The 18162-nt window shown below is 46.1% G+C and carries 16 protein-coding genes; 13 read left to right on the forward strand and 3 right to left on the reverse strand.

The window, feature by feature from the left end; all coding sequences use genetic code 11:
• Positions 1–13: 13 nt before the first annotated feature.
• Positions 14–652, forward strand: coding sequence for an immunity protein Imm33 domain-containing protein (locus HPY28_RS16865; protein WP_035291949.1), 639 nt, complete (start codon positions 14–16; stop codon positions 650–652).
• Here the strand turns inward: HPY28_RS16865 and nfi are convergent.
• The gene (gene nfi, locus HPY28_RS16870) at positions 649–1335 is read right to left on the reverse strand and encodes a deoxyribonuclease V (RefSeq protein WP_174230996.1); all 687 of its coding nucleotides are present in this window, start codon (positions 1333–1335) and stop codon (positions 649–651) included. The two genes, HPY28_RS16865 and nfi, sit on opposite strands and share 4 nt — an antisense overlap.
• Positions 1336–1505: 170 nt before the next feature.
• Here nfi and rbsK point away from each other — a divergent pair, with 170 nt between their 5' ends.
• From rbsK to HPY28_RS16890, 4 genes are all read left to right on the forward strand, one after another.
• Positions 1506–2408, forward strand: a complete 903-nt coding sequence (gene rbsK / locus HPY28_RS16875) for a ribokinase (protein ID WP_026043361.1) — start codon at positions 1506–1508, stop codon at positions 2406–2408.
• 228 nt (positions 2409–2636) lie between these two features.
• Positions 2637–3233, forward strand: a complete 597-nt coding sequence (locus HPY28_RS16880) for a TetR/AcrR family transcriptional regulator (protein ID WP_017252047.1) — start codon at positions 2637–2639, stop codon at positions 3231–3233.
• Between the two features lie 65 nt (positions 3234–3298).
• Positions 3299–4438, forward strand: coding sequence for an MFS transporter (locus tag HPY28_RS16885; RefSeq protein ID WP_174230997.1), 1140 nt, complete (start codon positions 3299–3301; stop codon positions 4436–4438).
• A 118-nt stretch (positions 4439–4556) separates the two neighbouring features.
• Positions 4557–6695, forward strand: coding sequence for an ATP-dependent Clp protease ATP-binding subunit (locus HPY28_RS16890; protein ID WP_174230998.1), 2139 nt, complete (start codon positions 4557–4559; stop codon positions 6693–6695).
• Positions 6696–6741: 46 nt separating this feature from the next.
• Here the strand turns inward: HPY28_RS16890 and HPY28_RS16895 are convergent, their stop codons facing one another.
• Both HPY28_RS16895 and HPY28_RS16900 read right to left on the reverse strand, forming a co-directional pair.
• Positions 6742–7365 (reverse strand): YqaA family protein, encoded by a 624-nt coding sequence (locus HPY28_RS16895; RefSeq protein ID WP_017252044.1) that lies wholly within the window; start codon positions 7363–7365, stop codon positions 6742–6744.
• 438 nt (positions 7366–7803) lie between these two features.
• The gene (locus tag HPY28_RS16900) at positions 7804–9153 is read right to left on the reverse strand and encodes an aminotransferase-like domain-containing protein (RefSeq protein ID WP_174230999.1); all 1350 of its coding nucleotides are present in this window, start codon (positions 9151–9153) and stop codon (positions 7804–7806) included.
• Between the two features lie 137 nt (positions 9154–9290).
• On the opposite strand from HPY28_RS16900, the gene HPY28_RS16905 reads away from it, so the two are divergent.
• From HPY28_RS16905 to HPY28_RS16940, 8 genes are all read left to right on the forward strand, one after another.
• Positions 9291–10241, forward strand: a complete 951-nt coding sequence (locus HPY28_RS16905; RefSeq protein ID WP_174231000.1) for a DMT family transporter — start codon at positions 9291–9293, stop codon at positions 10239–10241.
• A gap of 189 nt (positions 10242–10430) precedes the next feature.
• Positions 10431–11417 carry an ABC transporter ATP-binding protein gene (locus HPY28_RS16910; protein WP_017252041.1) on the forward strand — a complete coding sequence of 329 codons (987 nt, stop codon included), beginning with the start codon at positions 10431–10433 and terminating at the stop codon, positions 11415–11417.
• A 44-nt stretch (positions 11418–11461) separates the two neighbouring features.
• Positions 11462–12265 carry an ABC transporter permease gene (locus HPY28_RS16915; RefSeq protein ID WP_173624058.1) on the forward strand — a complete coding sequence of 268 codons (804 nt, stop codon included), beginning with the start codon at positions 11462–11464 and terminating at the stop codon, positions 12263–12265.
• Complete coding sequence (locus tag HPY28_RS16920) at positions 12262–13059, forward strand: ABC transporter permease (protein ID WP_017252039.1); 798 nt, start codon at positions 12262–12264, stop codon at positions 13057–13059. Before HPY28_RS16915 ends, HPY28_RS16920 begins: the two co-directional genes overlap by 4 nt.
• 61 nt (positions 13060–13120) lie before the next feature.
• The gene (locus HPY28_RS16925; RefSeq protein ID WP_017252038.1) at positions 13121–14176 is read left to right on the forward strand and encodes a polyamine ABC transporter substrate-binding protein; all 1056 of its coding nucleotides are present in this window, start codon (positions 13121–13123) and stop codon (positions 14174–14176) included.
• Positions 14177–14326: 150 nt separating this feature from the next.
• Positions 14327–15802 (forward strand): spore germination protein, encoded by a 1476-nt coding sequence (locus HPY28_RS16930; RefSeq protein ID WP_174231001.1) that lies wholly within the window; start codon positions 14327–14329, stop codon positions 15800–15802.
• Positions 15803–15820: 18 nt separating this feature from the next.
• Complete coding sequence (locus HPY28_RS16935; RefSeq protein WP_026043360.1) at positions 15821–16924, forward strand: GerAB/ArcD/ProY family transporter; 1104 nt, start codon at positions 15821–15823, stop codon at positions 16922–16924.
• Positions 16921–18024: a Ger(x)C family spore germination protein gene (locus HPY28_RS16940; RefSeq protein WP_017252035.1), complete on the forward strand. Its 1104-nt coding sequence runs from the start codon at positions 16921–16923 to the stop codon at positions 18022–18024. Before HPY28_RS16935 ends, HPY28_RS16940 begins: the two co-directional genes overlap by 4 nt.
• Positions 18025–18162: the final 138 nt, after the last annotated feature.

Below are 18162 nucleotides of genomic sequence, written 5' to 3' on the forward strand. Positions count from 1 at the left end.
AAGGAAGAGGTCCATGTCAGCTGAGAAAGAGTCCCGACTCTGCAAACGCTCTAAACAGATTCATAACCGAACGTTTGTCGTGACCTGCAAAGAGTTTTTGGTGAAGCAAGCAGACTTTCTGTTGGACGTATTCGCCGATGTAGAAGACGAGACTGGTCCTATTAAGAACGGTGCGAAAATTCAGGTAGGCTGGACCATTCTGCTGGTTTTCGAACGAGATGGGTATATGGAAATCGTGGCACCCGACTACGATGAGAATCCTTTTTCCGAAACAACTTCTGACCTGTCTGTGTCCTTGGTCGTGCAAATGGCGCAAAACAACTGTTTGCAAACCGTGCGAGCAGAAGGGGAAGCTGCTTTGTTCCAAGATAAAATCGTGGTGGCAAAAGGTGCATTTGAACAAGAACATGTCTATTTGCAGCGTGCAGAAGATGTTCGAAAAGGTGACTCCGGATGGTATCTCGGGCCTGTGGAAGGCGAAGTAGACAGTGACCAGCTAGAGTCATACTACGTTTACCAACTGCTAAAGCTACGTCCGTCTCTTTTGCAAGCATTGGCTCTTCCACGAGGGTATATCGTCGTGTTCCAAGGAGATCTGATTGAAGCAGTCTTGGATGAGCACGATGAAAATGTATGGCCGACACTCCATTAGCGGCTGTTATTTAACTTTGCCGATACTTTATTCACGAGCTGATCCGCTTGCCGCGTCGTTTCGGGCAAACGATATTTGGGAGAGAGCTTGGTGATCCATGCGCATGCAGTTGGCAAAGAGATTCCGTGTCCGATCGAGACGAATATCGGTTTGATATTCGGTTGTGTACGCAAGACTCCACCGATGATTTCACCCTGATCGATCAAAGGGGAATACACGCCTCTTTCCTGTGCGGGTTCTTCGTATTCGCCTAGCAGTCTCGTTTTTCCACAGCCAATGGTAGGAATGTCAAACAGGACGCCCAAATGACTGGCTAGTCCGAATCTTCGTGGGTGAGCGATTCCTTGTCCATCGCAGACGACAAGCTGCGGTGTTGTTTTTAGCTCCTTGAATGCACGGACCAACGGAGGCAGCTCTCGAAAAGAGAACAGGCCGGGAATGTACGGGAATTCGACGGTGTCTTGAATGACGACAGACTCGACGACTTGCAGGGAATTAGCGTCGAGGATCACGACACCAGCAACTAACAAATCAGACTCGGCATGATAGGCGACATCTACTCCAGCGATAAAGCGTACGTCCGCTAGTTGATCTTCTTTTTTCACTTGTTGGGCTAGTTGTCGCTGTAAGTTGATAGCCTCTTGCTCATCAATGCTCCAAGGATGTTGGATAATCGGCTCCATCTGGTTACCTCCGGATGATAGAAGATTTGTTCATTATATCCAATGGAGGCATTGCGCTCCAAGTCTTCTTAGGAACAATCCTGAGAAAATACGTTGACTTCTCGGATGAAAAGCACTATTTTGTAACCGACAGAATGATCATGTTCGAGATGGAACGAGGAGGGCTTGTCGTGAAAATCGCAGTAGTAGGAAGCATCAATATGGATCTCGTAACCCATGTACATCATTTGCCCAGAGCAGGAGAAACGATCGCAAGCCATCACTTCGAGCTGATCCCGGGTGGAAAGGGAGCGAATCAGGCAGTAGCAGCGTCTCGCCTGGGTGCGCATGTCTCCATGATTGGAATGGTAGGAGAGGATGAGAACGGCCGGGTTATGCTGGGAGGGCTAACGGATGCACACGTTCACATAGAGGGGATCAAATGCTCGGGTACGACAGGCATGGCTTTTATCAATGTCAGTGATGACGGGGAAAATAACATCGTGCTCGTTCCGGGTGCGAATGCGCTCGTCAGCACCGAGCATATTGCAGACAATCAGTCTATTTTAAAGGACAGTGACATCGTATTGCTCCAACTGGAAATCCCGATGCATGTCGTGGAATATACCGTCAAAGAGTCTGCTCGACTCGGCAAGCTGATCATTTTAAATCCGGCACCTGCACGCGAGCTATCCAGTGAGCTATTAACCCATGTACATACCTTAACCCCAAATGAAACAGAGCTTTCTATTCTCACGGGAATGCCTGTATCCACAATAGATGAAGTGCATGCCGCAGCCCAAAAGCTTTTGTCTGCTGGACCAAAGCGCGTCATCGTAACGTTGGGGGAAAAGGGCGCTCTCTTAGTAACCGCCGATGAGGCGACCCATATCCCGGCATTCCGCGTAGAGCCAGTGGATACAACTGCGGCAGGTGATTCCTTTACGGCAGCTTTTGCAGTTGGGATCACACAAGGAATGACAGAAACGGAAGCGGCCACTTTCGCCAGCAAAGTAGCAGCGATTGTCGTAACAAGGAACGGTGCTCAACCATCCCTGCCTACTTTCGAAGAAGTACAAGCATACTCTTTTTAATGGGGACGATAGATGGAGAAGGTCAACTTAGCTGAAGAGTTTACGTTATTCCAACAGTGACAGATGTAGAGTCGATATAATCAATGATTAAGCCTATTTTGAGAGATGATTTTCAAAATGGGCTTTTTCTATAGGTATGGTTTACAGTTGCAGACATTTCATTTGTTGACCGAACGGTACATAATGTGTAAGATTTCCATAACAGTTGGAAACGAAAGGAGGATTCCGTTGAACAAACGCGGCAGACCTCGTGATTTTGATTACACTTCCATTGTAGATGTGGCCATGAAAACATTTTGGTCAAAAGGCTACAATGGTTGTTCTACGCATGATTTATGCAGTGATACTGGACTAGGTAAAGGCAGCTTGTACAATACGTTTGGCAGCAAACAGGACCTTTATCTAGCAGTGGTGGAACACTATCACGAAACTGGAATTCGTGAACAGCGGGCATTATTGGAAAGTCCGGGTTCTGTGAAAGAACGATTGCAAAATTTTTTAGCTTGGGCATTGGTGGAAGACTTTGAATCTAGGAATCCAAAAGGATGTTTGCTGATCAATGCGGGATTGGAACGGGCAAAAGACGATCCCAAGATTGAAGAAATAGTCTCCAGACATGTTGAACTTTTGAAGCAAACCATGGAAAAAGTGATGGAGGAAGGCTTGCGAACGGGCGAAATCTCCAAAAAACGATCTGCTGTGGATTTGGCTAGCCTATTTTTAAGCAGTTACTACGGCTTCCGTGTGTTGAATACATCTACACAAAATCGGACATTGGCTGAACAAATCATGAACGGCACCATGGAATCTATCTTCGGCGCGTAATGCGCTCTTTTTTTGAGTTATTTTTGTACTGATTGTTACAATAATAAATAGAGGAGTGTTCCTTCATGCCGTCGATGATTTATTTGTTAGCGATAGCGATTTTTGCGATGACGACTTCTGAATTTATGGTGGCAGGTATGATGAACGAGCTTGCCGATGTTTTCGACGTGTCGATCCCATCCATCGGGTATTTTATTACGGCGTATGCAGGAGCAATGGTGATAGGTGGCCCGATCCTAACAGCAACTCTCTTGCACATTCGCCGAAAACAAGCGCTGCTTTCTTTGGTTGCCGTCTTCTTTATTGGCCAATCGCTGGGAGCCATGGCTTGGAATTACGAGTCGATGATGCTTGCACGTATCCTAACAGGTATTGCTTCATCCGCAGCGTTTGGTATCTCCGTCAGTATTTCAGCCAGCTTGGTTCCCCCTCATTCACGGGGAAAGGCAGCTTCGATTGTTTTGGCAGGCTTAATGATTGCTACTGTCATCGGCCTCCCTCTGACAACCGTGATTGCACAATATTTCGGCTGGAGAATGAGCTTTTGGGCAGTTGCAGTCGTCGTATTGCTATCTGGGATCTTGATTCAATGGTTGCTTCCTTCCTCCGCACAAAAAGACCAGCTGAACGGAAAGGATGAGCTTGCCAGTTTTCAAAATCCACACCTTTGGGCCGCGTATGTAACGAGTATGCTGATCATTGGCGGTACCTTCGCAGCGTTTAGTTATTTTACTCCGATTCTTACGGATGTAACGGCATTTTCGGATGCGAGTATCCCGTATTTGCTTGCCCTTTATGGCATCGCGACCGTGATCGGAAATATCGTGATTGGCAGACTTGCTGATCGTTTTACCATGCGCATCCTTGTAACGGGATTAAGCATACTCTTAGCGGCATTGGTTCTATTTGCCGTAGGCGCCGAAAATAAATGGATCGCTGTGCTATCCATTGTTCTGATTGGGTTGACGGGTGTCGCGATGAATCCGGCCATGATCGCACGAGTGATGAATACAGCAGGCAGTGGGACAATGGTAAACACTATGCATACTTCCTTTATTACATTGGGTGTTGCCATTGGTTCTTCCTTAGGCGGGATCGGGATCAGCAGTGGCTATGGGCTTGTTTCACCATTGTGGATAGGCGCTTGTTTAGCTGTTATTGGGTTACTTTCAATCGTTCCCTATCTGCAAAAGGGGAAAGTGTAAAAAACCAAACAATCCCTCTTGAAAGTCAAAAAAGGTCAAACTATAATAAAGTCAACGAAGGTCAGGAAAGGTCAAAGATCTTCTGAATTCCAAAACAACGCTTTTGGGGGGATTGAATATGCATTGTGAAATCTGCAAACAACGAGAAGCAACTGTGACTGTTCATATACGCGTACAAAATCAGCAACAAAAATACGATCTGTGCAAAGACTGCCAGACAAAGCTGACCAACAAAATGGGAGTGGGTATGGGCTTTAGTCCTTTCTCCTCCTTCTCTGGACTGGATGAGTTCCTGCAAGGCTTTGCCCAAGGCCCGATGAATCCGGGCAAATCTTCCAGCCAAACGCAACCACAAGCACCAGAGCGAGGTGGAGGCATCCTCGATGATCTGGGGCGTAATCTAAACGATGCGGCACGTGCCGGACTGATTGACCCTGTGATTGGACGCGAACAGGAAATTGAGCGTGTCATTGAGATTTTGAACCGACGCAATAAGAACAATCCGGTTCTGATCGGGGAGCCAGGCGTCGGGAAGACGGCGATTGCGGAAGGCCTCGCCCTGCGTATTACGGAAGGGCAAGTACCGACCAAGCTGAAAAACAAGCAGGTGTACATTTTAGATGTCGCCTCTCTGGTTGCAGGGACGGGAATTCGCGGACAGTTCGAGGAAAAAGTGAAGCAAGTGATTGCCGAGCTGCAAAAGCGCAAAAACGTCATCCTGTTTGTGGATGAAATTCATCTACTGGTGGGAGCAGGCTCTGCGGAAGGATCAATGGATGCAGGGAACATCCTGAAGCCTGCACTGGCTCGCGGTGAGTTGCAACTGATTGGGGCAACTACGTTAAAAGAGTATCGTGTGATTGAAAAAGACGCAGCTCTGGAGCGCCGCCTGCAGCCAGTCATGGTAAAGGAGCCAACCGTAGAACAAGCCATCGAGATTTTAAAAGGATTGCGTCCGAAATACGAAGCATTCCACCAAGTCGCTTACTCGGATGATGTCATCCGTGCCAGCGTGGAATACTCCCATCGTTACATTCAGGATCGATTCTTGCCTGACAAGGCGATTGATCTCATGGATGAAGTGGGCTCGCGTTTGAACCTGAGGTCCTCCGCGGTTGATACGGCAGAACTGCATGAGCGGCTGGCGCAAATCAATCAGGAGAAAAAGGAAGCGACGGAGCAAGAGGCATACGAACGAGCTGCCCGTCTGCGAGACGAGGAAGCAAGCATTTTAGAGAAGCTGGATCAGATTGAGGGCAAGGAACAACGCGTCCAGGTTGACGTCTCGGACATCCAAGCCTTGATCGAGCAAAAGACGGGGATTCCTGTTACAAAGCTGCAAAGTGATGAGCAGATGAAAATGAAAAACCTAGCGGCTCATTTGGAAGCAAAAGTCATTGGTCAATCCGAGGCGGTCACACAAGTCGCGAAGGCGATTCGACGCAGTCGTGCAGGTCTGAAACCGAAAAACAGACCGATTGCTTCCTTCCTGTTCGTCGGTCCAACTGGCGTAGGGAAAACAGAATTGTCCAAAGCATTGGCAGAGGAGCTGTTTGGTACCCGCGATTCCATGATCCGCCTCGATATGAGTGAGTACATGGAGAAGCACTCGGTATCCAAATTGATCGGTTCTCCTCCTGGCTACGTTGGTCATGAAGAAGCAGGTCAGTTGACAGAACGCGTTCGCCGCAACCCGTACAGCATTATTTTGCTGGATGAGATCGAAAAAGCACACCCGGACGTGATGCACATGTTCCTGCAAATTCTGGAGGATGGTCGTCTAACAGACAGTCAGGGCCGTACGGTGAATTTTAAGGAGACGGTCATCATTGCGACGAGCAATGCCGGCGTGAGCGAGCGTAAAATCTCTGTTGGCTTTGGAGTAAAAGCGCCCGAGCCTGCCACCGTGCTGGATTCTCTGGGGGCATACTTCAAGCCAGAGTTCCTAAACCGCTTCGACTCGATCATTTCCTTTGCCCATCTGGAAAAACAGGATTTGGTCAAAATCGTCGATCTGCTGCTGCAAGATGTTAGGGGCAATCTGTCTGAGCAAGGAATGGAGATCAGCGTGACAGATGCCGCAAAAGAAAAGCTGGCTGAGTTGGGCTACAACCCTTCCTTCGGGGCACGTCCATTGCGCCGCGTAATTCAGCAATATGTCGAGGATGGCATTGCGGATCTGGTGATGGAAGAAGACAATGTGACAGCGATGCTGATTGATGTAGAAGAGGAAGGCATTCGTGTCAAAAAAGCATAACAGGCGTAAAAAAAGAAACCCCAATGTGTGAATTGGGGTTTCTTTGCTATTTATTCAGGACTTTCTCATTGATGCCATTGCTGACGCCAGCGTTTTCCATTTTCAGCTGGCGGCGCTTGGTGACAATTTTCTTCACCCATAATCCGCCCAAGATGAGCGGCACCATGATGAGGAATATATAGAGAGAAACGTTATGGACCATATTTTCCGCCATTTTACCGTAAAAATAAAACAAAAATCCGACTGCGTAAAATTTGACTGCCCGTCCAATTGCCGCATACCCAAGCAATTTCCACAACGGGAATTTCAAGCAACCTGACATGATTGTAAATACTTTAAACGGAATCGGTGTAAATGAACCGATGAAGATCGCGACTTCGCCCTTCTTTTGAAACATCGCTGTGGCAGAATCAATCCATTCCTTCTTGAGGATTTTGTACAGAACGGATTTGCCCAGGACTTTACCGATAAAATAACCAACGGGTGTCCCTAAGAGACAAGCGATATAGCCTACCGTTGCAATCCACAATGCCTGCGAAGGATCAACGAGACTGAGTGGCACTTGAAGAAAGAAGGCAGGAACGGGAAAGATGACTGCGTCTGCAAAAGAATGGATGAACATTCCCAAATAGCCGTATTCCATTAAGAAATCTAAAATGTTCTGAAACATCTATTTCTCCTTTGTCATTCTATCGTTAACTGCCAGTCATCAACTTTGGAGGCCTTTTTGCGCTTTGTCGGAATATTCAGCGTCACGCCGAGTAAGCCCAACAAAATACATGTGTCTAGATGCGATTCTACTTCAAACTGGCCGACTATGGAACGAATTTTTTTGAATTGGGATTCACTTACTATACAACGATATACCGCATTTGATGCATTTTAAAACCATTTTCTCTGCATATTTTCTTTTACAAAGCCGCCATCATTCTGCTAAAACCATATTCCTGTATTTGTAATACGTTGTAGATCGTTAATAGGTTACGTACCAATCAATTCACATCCGCCTGTGTGCTATGGATCAACTCAACAGCTCTATTATGGAGATTTTTTGGTTGTCCAAAAACGCACCCTCGTCGGATTTTATCTGCGACTTAAGGCGGAGAGGTTAACGGTGCATGCGGCGTAACACATCCATCAACACCTCAATCCCTTGCTCAATCACTGCTTCCTTGGCATAGGACACATTCAGCTTCAAAATATTTTCTTGCGGAAAGCCCACCAAGTAATTTTTGTCAGTAGCATCCACAAGAATGGAGTACTTTTTTAGCTGGTTGATAACAGCAGGGACCGGGATGGCATCGTTCAAAACAATGTGCGTATGAATCCCCGGATACGCAAAGGGCTGAAAGGTGAACAGATGCTCTTCATTCGTCGCAAAATGGTTCAAAGACGCCATCAGCAGGTTGGATCGCCGTTGATAGGAACTGCGAATTTTTTGCTTGTGACGCTCGAACATTCCGCTTTTTAGGTAAATTTCCAACGCAGCTTGAGATAGCATGGAGCTGTCGATATCCATGAGTCGCTTGTGCTGGTTAAAGGAATCCTTTAGCGCGTCAGGTATAACGGCCACACCCAAACGCAACCCAGGAAAAATAATTTTGGAATAGCTTTTTAAATAGATGGTGCGAGAAAAGCGATCATAGGTAAAGAGGGGATCAGCTTTGCTGTCATGCTCAAGGTCTGCCATGTAATCGTCTTCTACGATATAGACGTCGTACTGTTGGGCAAGCTCCACAATGCGCTGTTTATCCTTTCGACTGTACGTCGTACCGAGCGGACTATGGTAGCGAGGCATCGTATAGAAAAACTTGATCTCTCCCGTTCGGAAAATAGACTCCAGCTCTTCTAAATCGATTCCTTGGGCAGTGCGCTTGATCCCGACGACAGGATGCTTGCGTACTTGCAAACTTTCAATGAAAAGATGGTAGCTGGGCTGCTCAATCAGAATCGTTTCCTTGCCATTTGGAAAAGGCAGACTGCACAGCAAGGATAGCGCTTGTTGGACACCGGAGGTAATGAAAATATTACCCGGGTCCGTAAAAACCTGATGGTTCCCAAGCAGCCTGGCGATGACGGCAATGAGCGATGGCAAGCCTTGGGTGGTTCCATATATGAAAAGATCGTTTTTATAGGTTTCAATCGCTTTATTGATGCAGTGTTGAAAGTCGACATAAGGAAAGAGGTCAGGATCGGGAGCAGAGGTCGCAAAATCGATCACCGACGTATCTGCAGGTTGGATCTTTCTTTGTTTTTTCACGACGTAGTAGCCGCTTCGGTCGACCGAGTAGATGAGGTGACGCTTTTCGAGCTCATCCAAAGTGCGGATTACAGTGCTCTTGCTGCATTGGTAACGAGAGGCGAGCTCCCGAATAGAGGGAAGCCGGTCTCCGTCTCGATAGGAGAGGCTTTCAATCAACGTTTCGAGTTCATTTTGTAGCCGCAAATATTTGTGCATCCAAAAAACATTCCCTTACCGCTGGATTTGTATCGGTACAGTTACTCCTTTTTTGCATTGTAGCACGATTGATCCCCCATTACTATTAACCTAAGACGGCCGTCTGTAAAAAGTCCCCAGTAGGAGAGATACATACGATGAAAGACCAACGAAAAGCGATTCTTGCGGCATTACTGAATGCAGGGATCACCGGCTTGTCGTTTTTGTTTCTGAAAATGGCACTCGCTGTAACCAGCCCGGTTGATACTTTGGCGCACCGTTTTACCGTGGCATTTATCGCTGCATCTATACCGATCGTGTTTGGGTGGATCAAGCTGTCCATCAAACCAAAAGACATGCTCACGATTATACCGCTCGCCATGCTGTATCCCATTCTGTTCTTTACCCTTCAGGCGTTTGGACTGGTGTATACCACTTCGTCTGAAGCAGGGATTATTCAAGCAACCGTTCCGATTTTTACTATGATCATGGCGGCATTCTTTTTGGGGGAGTCTTCTACGTGGCTGCAAAAGCTATCCACGCTTTTATCCGTAGGAGGTGTCGTGTACATTTTTGCAATGAAGGGGCTCGGTGTCAGCTCAGGCTCAGGGAGCAGTATCGGTACCATTCTCATCCTGTTATCCGCGTTTTCTTTGGCGGGGTATAGTGTTCTGGCGAGGAAAATGACTAAGTCCTTTCATTATATAGACATGACATATATGGTGGCGTTACTCGGATTTTTGTTTTTTAACGGCTGGTCAGTCATTCGCCATAGTGCAGAGGGGACTTTGTCGACGTATTTTGCCCCTTTCGCCAGCTCATCGTTTATCATCTCCATTGTATTTTTGGGGATACTGTCCTCGCTCATGACGTCTTTTATGACCAACTTTGCCTTGTCCAAGATGGAAGCATCCAAACTCAGCGTGTTTAACAATTTGTCTACGTTGGTTACCATCGTGGCAGGCGTCATCTTTTTGCAGGAACAACTGGCATACTACCATCTTATTGGCGCGGTGATGATTGTTATCGGGGTGATTGGGACGAATTTCCTAGGGGCAAAAGCGAAGAACCAGAATCGCACGCCTCAACCAAAATCCACTTCTGTGTGAGAAAATAAAATGGATAAGCAACGGAGCGAATGTTTATTCATTGGCTCTGTTTGTTTTTGTGGAGGAATCTCTCATCCTTGCTGGTCGCAAAAAAATCATTCTAGACTTGGTGAAACTGTTTACAAATCGTATCATACACGATATAGTTACCTAGATTGTGAGTATAATGACATATGGTGAGATGACGGAATGAAAAAAATTATACATCTGGATTCGATTGAAAAGAGATTTGCAGATACTGTCGTCGTCCCCTCTTTTTCTCTCTCCATTGAAGAAGGGGAGTTTTTGACGTTACTCGGCCCAAGCGGCTGTGGGAAAACGACACTGCTTCGAATGATTGCTGGCTTTGAGCAGCCAACGACTGGGGAAATTTTCCTGGACGAAAAACCCCTCAGCCATGTGCCGCCGTATCAGCGCGATATGAACATGGTGTTCCAGCAATATGCTTTGTTTCCACACATGACAGTGGAGCAAAACATCCTGTTTGGTTTGAAAATGAAAAAAGTCAAAGCAGCTGAACAACAAAAGCGTTTGGAGGAAGTACTTCAGTACGTCCAACTGACAGAATTGCGGAAGCGCACGCCAAAGCAGCTGTCTGGTGGACAACAGCAACGCGTAGCAATCGCACGGGCGATTATTAACAACCCACGTGTTCTGCTTCTGGACGAGCCTCTAGGTGCTTTGGACTACCAATTGCGAAAAAGCTTGCAGCTTGAACTGAAAAACTTGCAGAAAAACTTGGGAATAACGTTCATTTACGTCACACATGACCAAGAAGAAGCGATGGCGATGTCCGATCGAATCGCGGTTATGAACAAGGGACGAATTGAACAGATTGCTTCTCCAGCAGAGATTTACAACTCCCCGCAAACCTTGTTTGTGGCTACCTTTATTGGGGAAAACAACATTTTCCGGGAAAACGGAACGAATGCAGCCGTACGTCCAGAAAAGATCAAGTTGTACCCGATTGACTCCGACAAGGATAAGCACAAGAAGCTGGGCACCATTGCTGACGCGGTGTTCCTCGGCAATTTGCGCAAGGTATTTATCCGCCTCGAGGGGCAGGATATGACCGTAATGGCACACCAGTACGCAGGTGACGGTCTTGACTGGCAGGTGGGAGATCAAGTGGCCATTGGCTGGGCACAGACGGACGAGGTGATTCTTCCTTGTTAAACAAGAAGCCGGTAAAACTGCTCGCGCTTCCCGCCCTTTTGTGGATGGGTGCGCTTTTCGTCCTGCCTATGCTTATGATCGCCGTACTGTCTTTCCTCAAAAGAGGCACGTACGGGCAAGTTGTCTATGAATTTACGTTGAACAATTACATCCGTATTTTCGATCCGCTGTATGGCCAAATTTTTTGGGATACGCTGGTCGTAGCGGTTTTAACAACGGTATTTTCGATTTTGTGCGGCTATCCGTTAGCGTATTACATTTCACGACTGGAAAAATCGACTCAGCAAATATGGCTTTTGCTCGTGATGATTCCGTTTTGGATCAACTTCTTGGTCCGTTCCTATGCGTGGGTAATCATCCTGCGTTCGCAAGGTGTAATCAATACGTTCCTGCAATCGCTGGGCATTATTTCAGAGCCGTTGCCGCTTCTGTACAATTCGGGTTCTGTCCTGCTCGGGATGGTGTACACACTCATGCCATTCATGGTCCTGCCGATTTATGTGTCACTGGAGCAGATGGATCGTCGTAAGCTGGAAGCAGCGTATGATTTGGGCGCAACACCTTGGAAAGCTTTTTGGCACGTGACTCTGCCGATGACCAAGACAGGTGTCGTCACTGGATCGATCCTCGTATTTGTTTCTTCCATCGGGATGTTCGTCGTTCCGGATGTCATGGGAGGAGCGAAATCGGCTCTGATCGGAAACGTCATTCAAAATCAATTTTTGTCTGCGCGTGACTGGCCGTTTGGTTCTGCCTTGTCCATCGTGCTGATGCTATTGTCCATGCTGTTGATTCTTCTTTATTTCCGCGCTACCAAAGCGAGCGAGACGAAGGAGGAATCAGCATGAAAACATTACGTCGAAACGCACTATCTGGATACTCGTGGCTGATGCTGGTCTTTTTGTATCTGCCAATCTTGATCCTTGTCCTTTATTCGTTCAATGATTCACGGATCAATGCTACGTGGACTGGTTTTACGTGGAAATGGTACGTTTCTTTGTTTGAAAACAGGCAGGTCATGCAAGCGCTGATGAACAGTATGACGATCGGGGTTATCAGCAGCGTCATCGCAACGGTTTTGGGTACGGCTGCCGCTCTGGCGGTCAAGCATTATTCGATTCGTTGGAGCAACATCTTCAACGGGCTGATGTACTTGCCGATTGTCATCCCTGAGATCATGATGGGATTGGCTATGCTCGTGCTGTTTAGCCAGGTACAGATGGAGCTGGGGAAAGTGACCCTGATCCTGGCGCATGTTACGTTTAGCATGCCGTATGTGATGGTCATTATCTCAGGACGTTTGGCTGATATGGGCAAAGAACTGGAAGAAGCGTCTCAAGATTTGGGAGCAACTCCATGGGAGACATTGCGCTATGTGACGCTGCCTCTGATCATGCCAGGGATCATCGCAGGCTTCCTGATGGCGTTTACCCTGTCGCTGGACGATTTCATTATTTCGTTCTTCGTGGCTGGTCCGAATTCGACCACATTGCCACTCTACATTTATGGGTTGGTAAAACGAGGCGTCTCGCCAGAAGTGAATGCACTCTCGACACTTTTGATCGTGAGTACTGTGCTGTTGGTTGTGGTGGCAGAGATTTTCCGCCGTAAAGATTCGAAAAATAATCAATCCATCTTTTAGATCCATCATGGAGTTTTCATAAAAGCAATCCCATAACTGATTTGGAGGTTGAGAGGAAAAAATGAAACGTTTCAAGTCCTTGATGATCGGCGCTTTGACCGCCGCACTTGCGGTGACTGCTGTAGGCTGCTCATCGTCATCTGAGCAAGAACAACAAGTATTGAATATTTATAGCTGGGCAGACAACTTCGACCAAGACGTCATCAAAGATTTTGAGCAAAAATTCAACGTCAAGGTTAACTATGATGTATACGGCAGCAACGAAGAAATGCTGGCAAAAGTTCAAGCAGGTGCATCCGGCTACGACTTGATTCAACCTTCCGATTACATGGTAGGCACGATGATTCAGCTGGGCCTCCTGGAAGAGTTGAACAAAGCCAACATCCCGAACATGGGCAATATTGTGTCTACGTTCAAGACACCTCCTTATGACAAAGAAAACAAGTATTCACTCGTATATACATGGGGAATTACCGGGATCGCTTACAACAAGAAATATGTAAAAGAAACCCCGACAAGCTGGAACGATCTGTGGAATGAAGCTTACAAGGGCCGTGTCATCATGCTGAACGACCCGCGTGAGGTTATGGGAATGGCACTGATCAAGAATGGCTTCTCCAATAGCACGACGAACAAAGAGGAACTGGAAAAGTCCTTTGCTGATTTGAAAAAGGTAGTACCGAATGTTGTTGCCTTTGATACAGACAACATCAAGCAAAAGATGATTGCTGAGGAAGCATGGATTGGAACGGTTTGGTCCGGTGACGCCGCTTTCATTCACGCACAAAATCCAGATGTTGAGTACGTCATCCCGAAAGAGGGCGCAACGATCTGGGCAGACACGCTGGCAATTCCAAAAGGCGCTAAGAACAAGGAAATGGCTGAGAAGTTTATCAACTACCTGATGGACCCAGAGGTCAGTGTGAAAAACTACGAGTCGATTGGCTACAGCAACCCGAACGAAAAAGCATACCCACTGCACAGTGAAGAATATCGTTCCAATAAAATGGTCTTCCTGGATACAGCAGACATTGCCCGTGCAGAGTGGCTGGTGGATGTAGGAGAAACCTTGCAGCAATACGACCGCTACTGGACTGAAATGAAGAGCGGCAGATAAATAGTGGTGAACGAACCGAGATGGAGTATTTCCGTCTCGGTTTTTTTGTGTTCATTTTGTCTGGGAGCTTACTCTTCGGCTGGAAAGGGGAATAGAGCGAGGGCATTGGAAAAATAATAAGGGGACACCATATATTGGGGTAAAAATAAGATGACAACTAACTTGATTACTGAATCCGTCAGCGAGACGCGAGAAAGATTATGGGATCACATGCGAAATCCGCGATTGGTGTTTCGTAACCTTTCTTGTGGAACCAATAGCTTGTTGCTAGCCTACCTCCCCTATCTAGTGGATACGGTAATTCTCCAGCAGGTGTTGCTTCCCTATTTTGAAAGGTTACCTGACGAGAAGATCGTTCCTGATACGATTTTGGGGAATGTTCCTGTTGCTCATGTCACCCAAACCATGGATTACAGTCAAATCAGCGATTATCTCGTGAGAGGATGGATTTACCTTCAAATAGAAGGAACGGCGTGCGGGATTCTTCTTTACGTAGCAAGAATACCGAGTCGTTCTTTGGGAGAGGCTCAGGTCGAAACCCAAATTTTCGGTCCCCAGGTTTCTTTTACGGAAGCCTTGGAAACCAACTTAGGGGTTCTACAGGGATATCTGTCGACTGATTTGCTTACCAACGTATCCATTACGATTGGGAAACGTAGCATGACGAATATGGAAATATGTTACATGGAGGAACTGGCTGCTCCTGAAAATGTGCAAACCGTCATTCAGCGTATAAGCGATCTAGATATAGACGGCGTGATTGACAGCGGAAAATTGGTTCAACTAATTGATGACAATACGTTTTCTATTTTTCCGCAGCTAATCCTAACAGAACGACCTGACCATGTAAGTGAAGCCCTGTTGGAAGGAAAGGTTGTCGTGTTTGTGGAGGGGAGCCCGTTTGCTATCGTCGGTCCCAGTTCCTTCGTTGACTTTTTCAAGGCCAATGAAGATCTCTATATTCGGTGGCAAATGGCTTCTTTCATTCGATTGTTACGTTTCTCGGCCCTTTTTGTCTCTTTGTTTTTTACAGCTACTTATGTGGCTGCACTTACGTTTCACTATGAAATGATTCCATCTGCTCTCCTTGTATCGCTAGTAAAGTCTCGTTCCAAGGTGCCTTTTCCCCCGTTGTTTGAAGCTTTGCTGCTTGAGATGATTATTGAATTCTTGCGGGAGGCTGGAGCAAGACTTCCTTTCAAAGTTGGGCAAACGATAGGGATCGTCGGCGGTATCGTAATTGGACAGGCAGCCGTTGCAGCGGGTTTTACCAGTAACATCTTGATCATGATTGTGGCACTCAGTGCATTAGCTTCGTTTACTTTTCCTTCCTACATGATGAGTACGGCAGTACGCATCCTCCGCTTTCCGATTATCCTGTTAGCTGGAATTTGGGGAGGGTTTGGTATTATGCTTGGCGCGTCTTTTCTATTGATACACATCCTACGTCAATCAAGTCTGGGACGTCCGTTTTTTCTCCCGTTTTTTCCTTTTCGCTTGCAGGATTTTAAAAACAGTCTGATCCGGTTTCCTTTTGACTCTCTCGGCAAGCGTCCGGTTATGACACGTTCTCCTGACGATACCCGTGTGCCTGATGAAGTAGGGAAAAAAAGACCAGTTCAGTAGGTTAGGTGTTGAATGTGAATGTCACTATCCACTTTTCGGCGGAATAGCCATATGGCTATCAGCGTATCGCTTGCGCTATTTATGGTTCATGGCAATCAGGTTGGAATCGGCATAGCGGGCGTACAACGGTTTATTTATGATAGGGTGCAACAAGACGCTTGGATTGCGGTCATAATAGCAGGCATTATGACCCATATAGCAGCGTGGTTCATGCTAAAAATCCTAGCGAAATTCAAAGACATGGATTTGTATGACATTCATCAAAGTGTATTTGGAAAATGGCCAGCTCGCATTCTCAATTTCATCTTTATCATATATATCATGGGTTCTGCCTTAACGATCTTGAGAGGGTACATCGAGATTATTCAGTCATGGATGTTTCCAGAAGTGCCTTCTTGGATATTAAATGCCTCCTTGCTTTGCCTGACCATTTATGGAGTGACGGGTGGCATTCGGGTGTTGGCTGGCATTAGCTTTTTTTCTGTTGGATTGACGATTTTGCAGCTGTTGCTCATGGCTTATCCCTTGCAATACGCTGATTTTCATTTATTGCAGCCAGTATTTCATCATGACATTGGACAGTTGTTGGACGGTGCGAAGAAGATGTCTTTTTCCACTATCGGATTTGAGATTATTTTGTTCATCTATCCTTTTGTGAAGGAAAAGAAAATACTACCGCGGTATGTACATGGTGGGTTGTTTATGACTACCTGCTTGTATGTTGTCGTCATGCTGGTTACACTCTTGTACTTTCAAGGCGAACAGCTTCAGCATCTTATCTGGGCAACGTTCATGATGATGAAAATTGTAGAGTTTCCGTTTTTGGAGCGTTTTGAGTTTGTCTCCATTTCACTGTGGATGCTCGTCATGCTGGATAATTTGCTGATGGACTTGTGGATAGCCATGCGGGGGGTTCACCATATTAGTGGGGTCAAGGAAAGAATGGCCCTTTTCGGGATTGTTGGTGTCATGTTTTTTGCTAGCAACTTTTTGGAAACACGCCAGTCGATTAATCTCATCACGGATATTTTCGGTGGAGTAGGTTTCTATATCATTTTTATTTATCCTATCGTGCTTTATGTAGTGATTCGGCTGTTTCGGAAAGGAGCAGTCCGGACATGAAAAGGTTACGTTTGCTTGTTCACTATTTATTAGTGGTCGTGTTATTGAACGGCTGTGGGGAACAACATGTATTAGAAAAGTTGGGACTGGCGGTTGCAGTGGGGTACGATCTTAGTAAAGACGGAAAGCTTTTAGGTACCACGGTATTTTATCAAATTGATCCGGAGGCACGTGAGTTGGTTACTGTGATTTCTGGCACAGCGCATACAAGCAAAGGACTTACCGTTGCACAGAACAGGGAGTCTTCCAAAAAAATTGTAGGCGGTCAAATTCGCGTCGTGGTCTATCATGATGAGCTAGCGCGTAAAGGGATCCTTTCTCTTGTGGAAAACTTAACGCGTGATGCCTCCATTGGAAGCAATGTCTATTTAACTGTAGCCAAAGGGCGAGCTTATGATATTTTGACACATCGCTATCCCGAGAACAGCAACATTGGAATTTACCTCTATCAAGCCATACGACAGAACGTCGATGGAGAGAATATGATCTCCTCGAAACTTCATGAGTTTATGAAAGATTTTTATGCAATCGGGAAAGATCCTGTGATGCCTTATATCGAAAGAGTAAAGAATGAATTGCATATTAATCAAATTGGTCTGTTTCGAGATGATCGATTGGTGGCAGAGATTACAACAAGGGAGGGATTTTTCCTCAAGGTATTACGTGAGCGTTACAATAAGGGAGAATTGGAAATAAACATTTCCCTCGATAAAAAGCGTATTTTTACTGTCATTGAACATATCTCAAGCAAAAAGCAAATGAAAGTGCTGGATTTGGAGAAACCAAGATTTTCTGTGAAAGTCAAGATGACAGCGCAGATTCAGGAAATGGCTGAAAAAATTGATTTATCAAAGCCTGAGCAATTGAAAAAGGTACAAAAAGCAATCGAACTGGCAGTGAAAAAAGAGACGGAACATTTACTGGAAAAGTTAAGAAAATACGACGTAGATCCGGTAGGATTTGGGGAAATCTACAATATAGCCAGTCAAAAGAGCGGGAAAAAGAAATTGAGTAAAGATGAATGTCGGGAAATCATCAAAAGGGCAAAATATGATGTAGATGTCGAGATCAAGATTTTACGTACAGGCGTCATTGGGTAATCACAGGACCGTTTGAAAAGGTATGGATCGGAGAGATTTTCCGCTCATGCCTTTTTTTGTTTTCAACACTTTGCCACATCAGATAGCCCGATGGAGCCATATAGATTCTCGTAGTATTTTGATAGGATTAAGGACGAA

Origin of the sequence: Brevibacillus sp. HB1.2, assembly GCF_013332495.1 — a bacterium.
GTDB lineage: Bacteria > Bacillota > Bacilli > Brevibacillales > Brevibacillaceae > Brevibacillus > Brevibacillus porteri.

Excerpts from the sequence above, each read along its gene's own strand:
- HPY28_RS16940 (WP_017252035.1), top strand. The coding sequence starts at position 16,921 with ATGAAAAGGTTACGTTTGCTTGTTCACTATTTATTAGTGGTCGTGTTA.
- HPY28_RS16890 (WP_174230998.1), top strand. The coding sequence starts at position 4,557 with ATGCATTGTGAAATCTGCAAACAACGAGAAGCAACTGTGACTGTTCAT.
- nfi (WP_174230996.1), bottom strand. The coding sequence starts at position 1,335 with ATGGAGCCGATTATCCAACATCCTTGGAGCATTGATGAGCAAGAGGCT.
- HPY28_RS16865 (WP_035291949.1), top strand. The coding sequence starts at position 14 with ATGTCAGCTGAGAAAGAGTCCCGACTCTGCAAACGCTCTAAACAGATT.
- HPY28_RS16915 (WP_173624058.1), top strand. The coding sequence starts at position 11,462 with ATGGGTGCGCTTTTCGTCCTGCCTATGCTTATGATCGCCGTACTGTCT.
- HPY28_RS16910 (WP_017252041.1), top strand. The coding sequence starts at position 10,431 with ATGAAAAAAATTATACATCTGGATTCGATTGAAAAGAGATTTGCAGAT.
- HPY28_RS16885 (WP_174230997.1), top strand. The coding sequence starts at position 3,299 with ATGCCGTCGATGATTTATTTGTTAGCGATAGCGATTTTTGCGATGACG.
- HPY28_RS16925 (WP_017252038.1), top strand. The coding sequence starts at position 13,121 with ATGAAACGTTTCAAGTCCTTGATGATCGGCGCTTTGACCGCCGCACTT.
- HPY28_RS16900 (WP_174230999.1), bottom strand. The coding sequence starts at position 9,153 with ATGCACAAATATTTGCGGCTACAAAATGAACTCGAAACGTTGATTGAA.
- HPY28_RS16930 (WP_174231001.1), top strand. The coding sequence starts at position 14,327 with ATGACAACTAACTTGATTACTGAATCCGTCAGCGAGACGCGAGAAAGA.
- HPY28_RS16905 (WP_174231000.1), top strand. The coding sequence starts at position 9,291 with ATGAAAGACCAACGAAAAGCGATTCTTGCGGCATTACTGAATGCAGGG.
- HPY28_RS16895 (WP_017252044.1), bottom strand. The coding sequence starts at position 7,365 with ATGTTTCAGAACATTTTAGATTTCTTAATGGAATACGGCTATTTGGGA.
- HPY28_RS16920 (WP_017252039.1), top strand. The coding sequence starts at position 12,262 with ATGAAAACATTACGTCGAAACGCACTATCTGGATACTCGTGGCTGATG.
- HPY28_RS16935 (WP_026043360.1), top strand. The coding sequence starts at position 15,821 with ATGTCACTATCCACTTTTCGGCGGAATAGCCATATGGCTATCAGCGTA.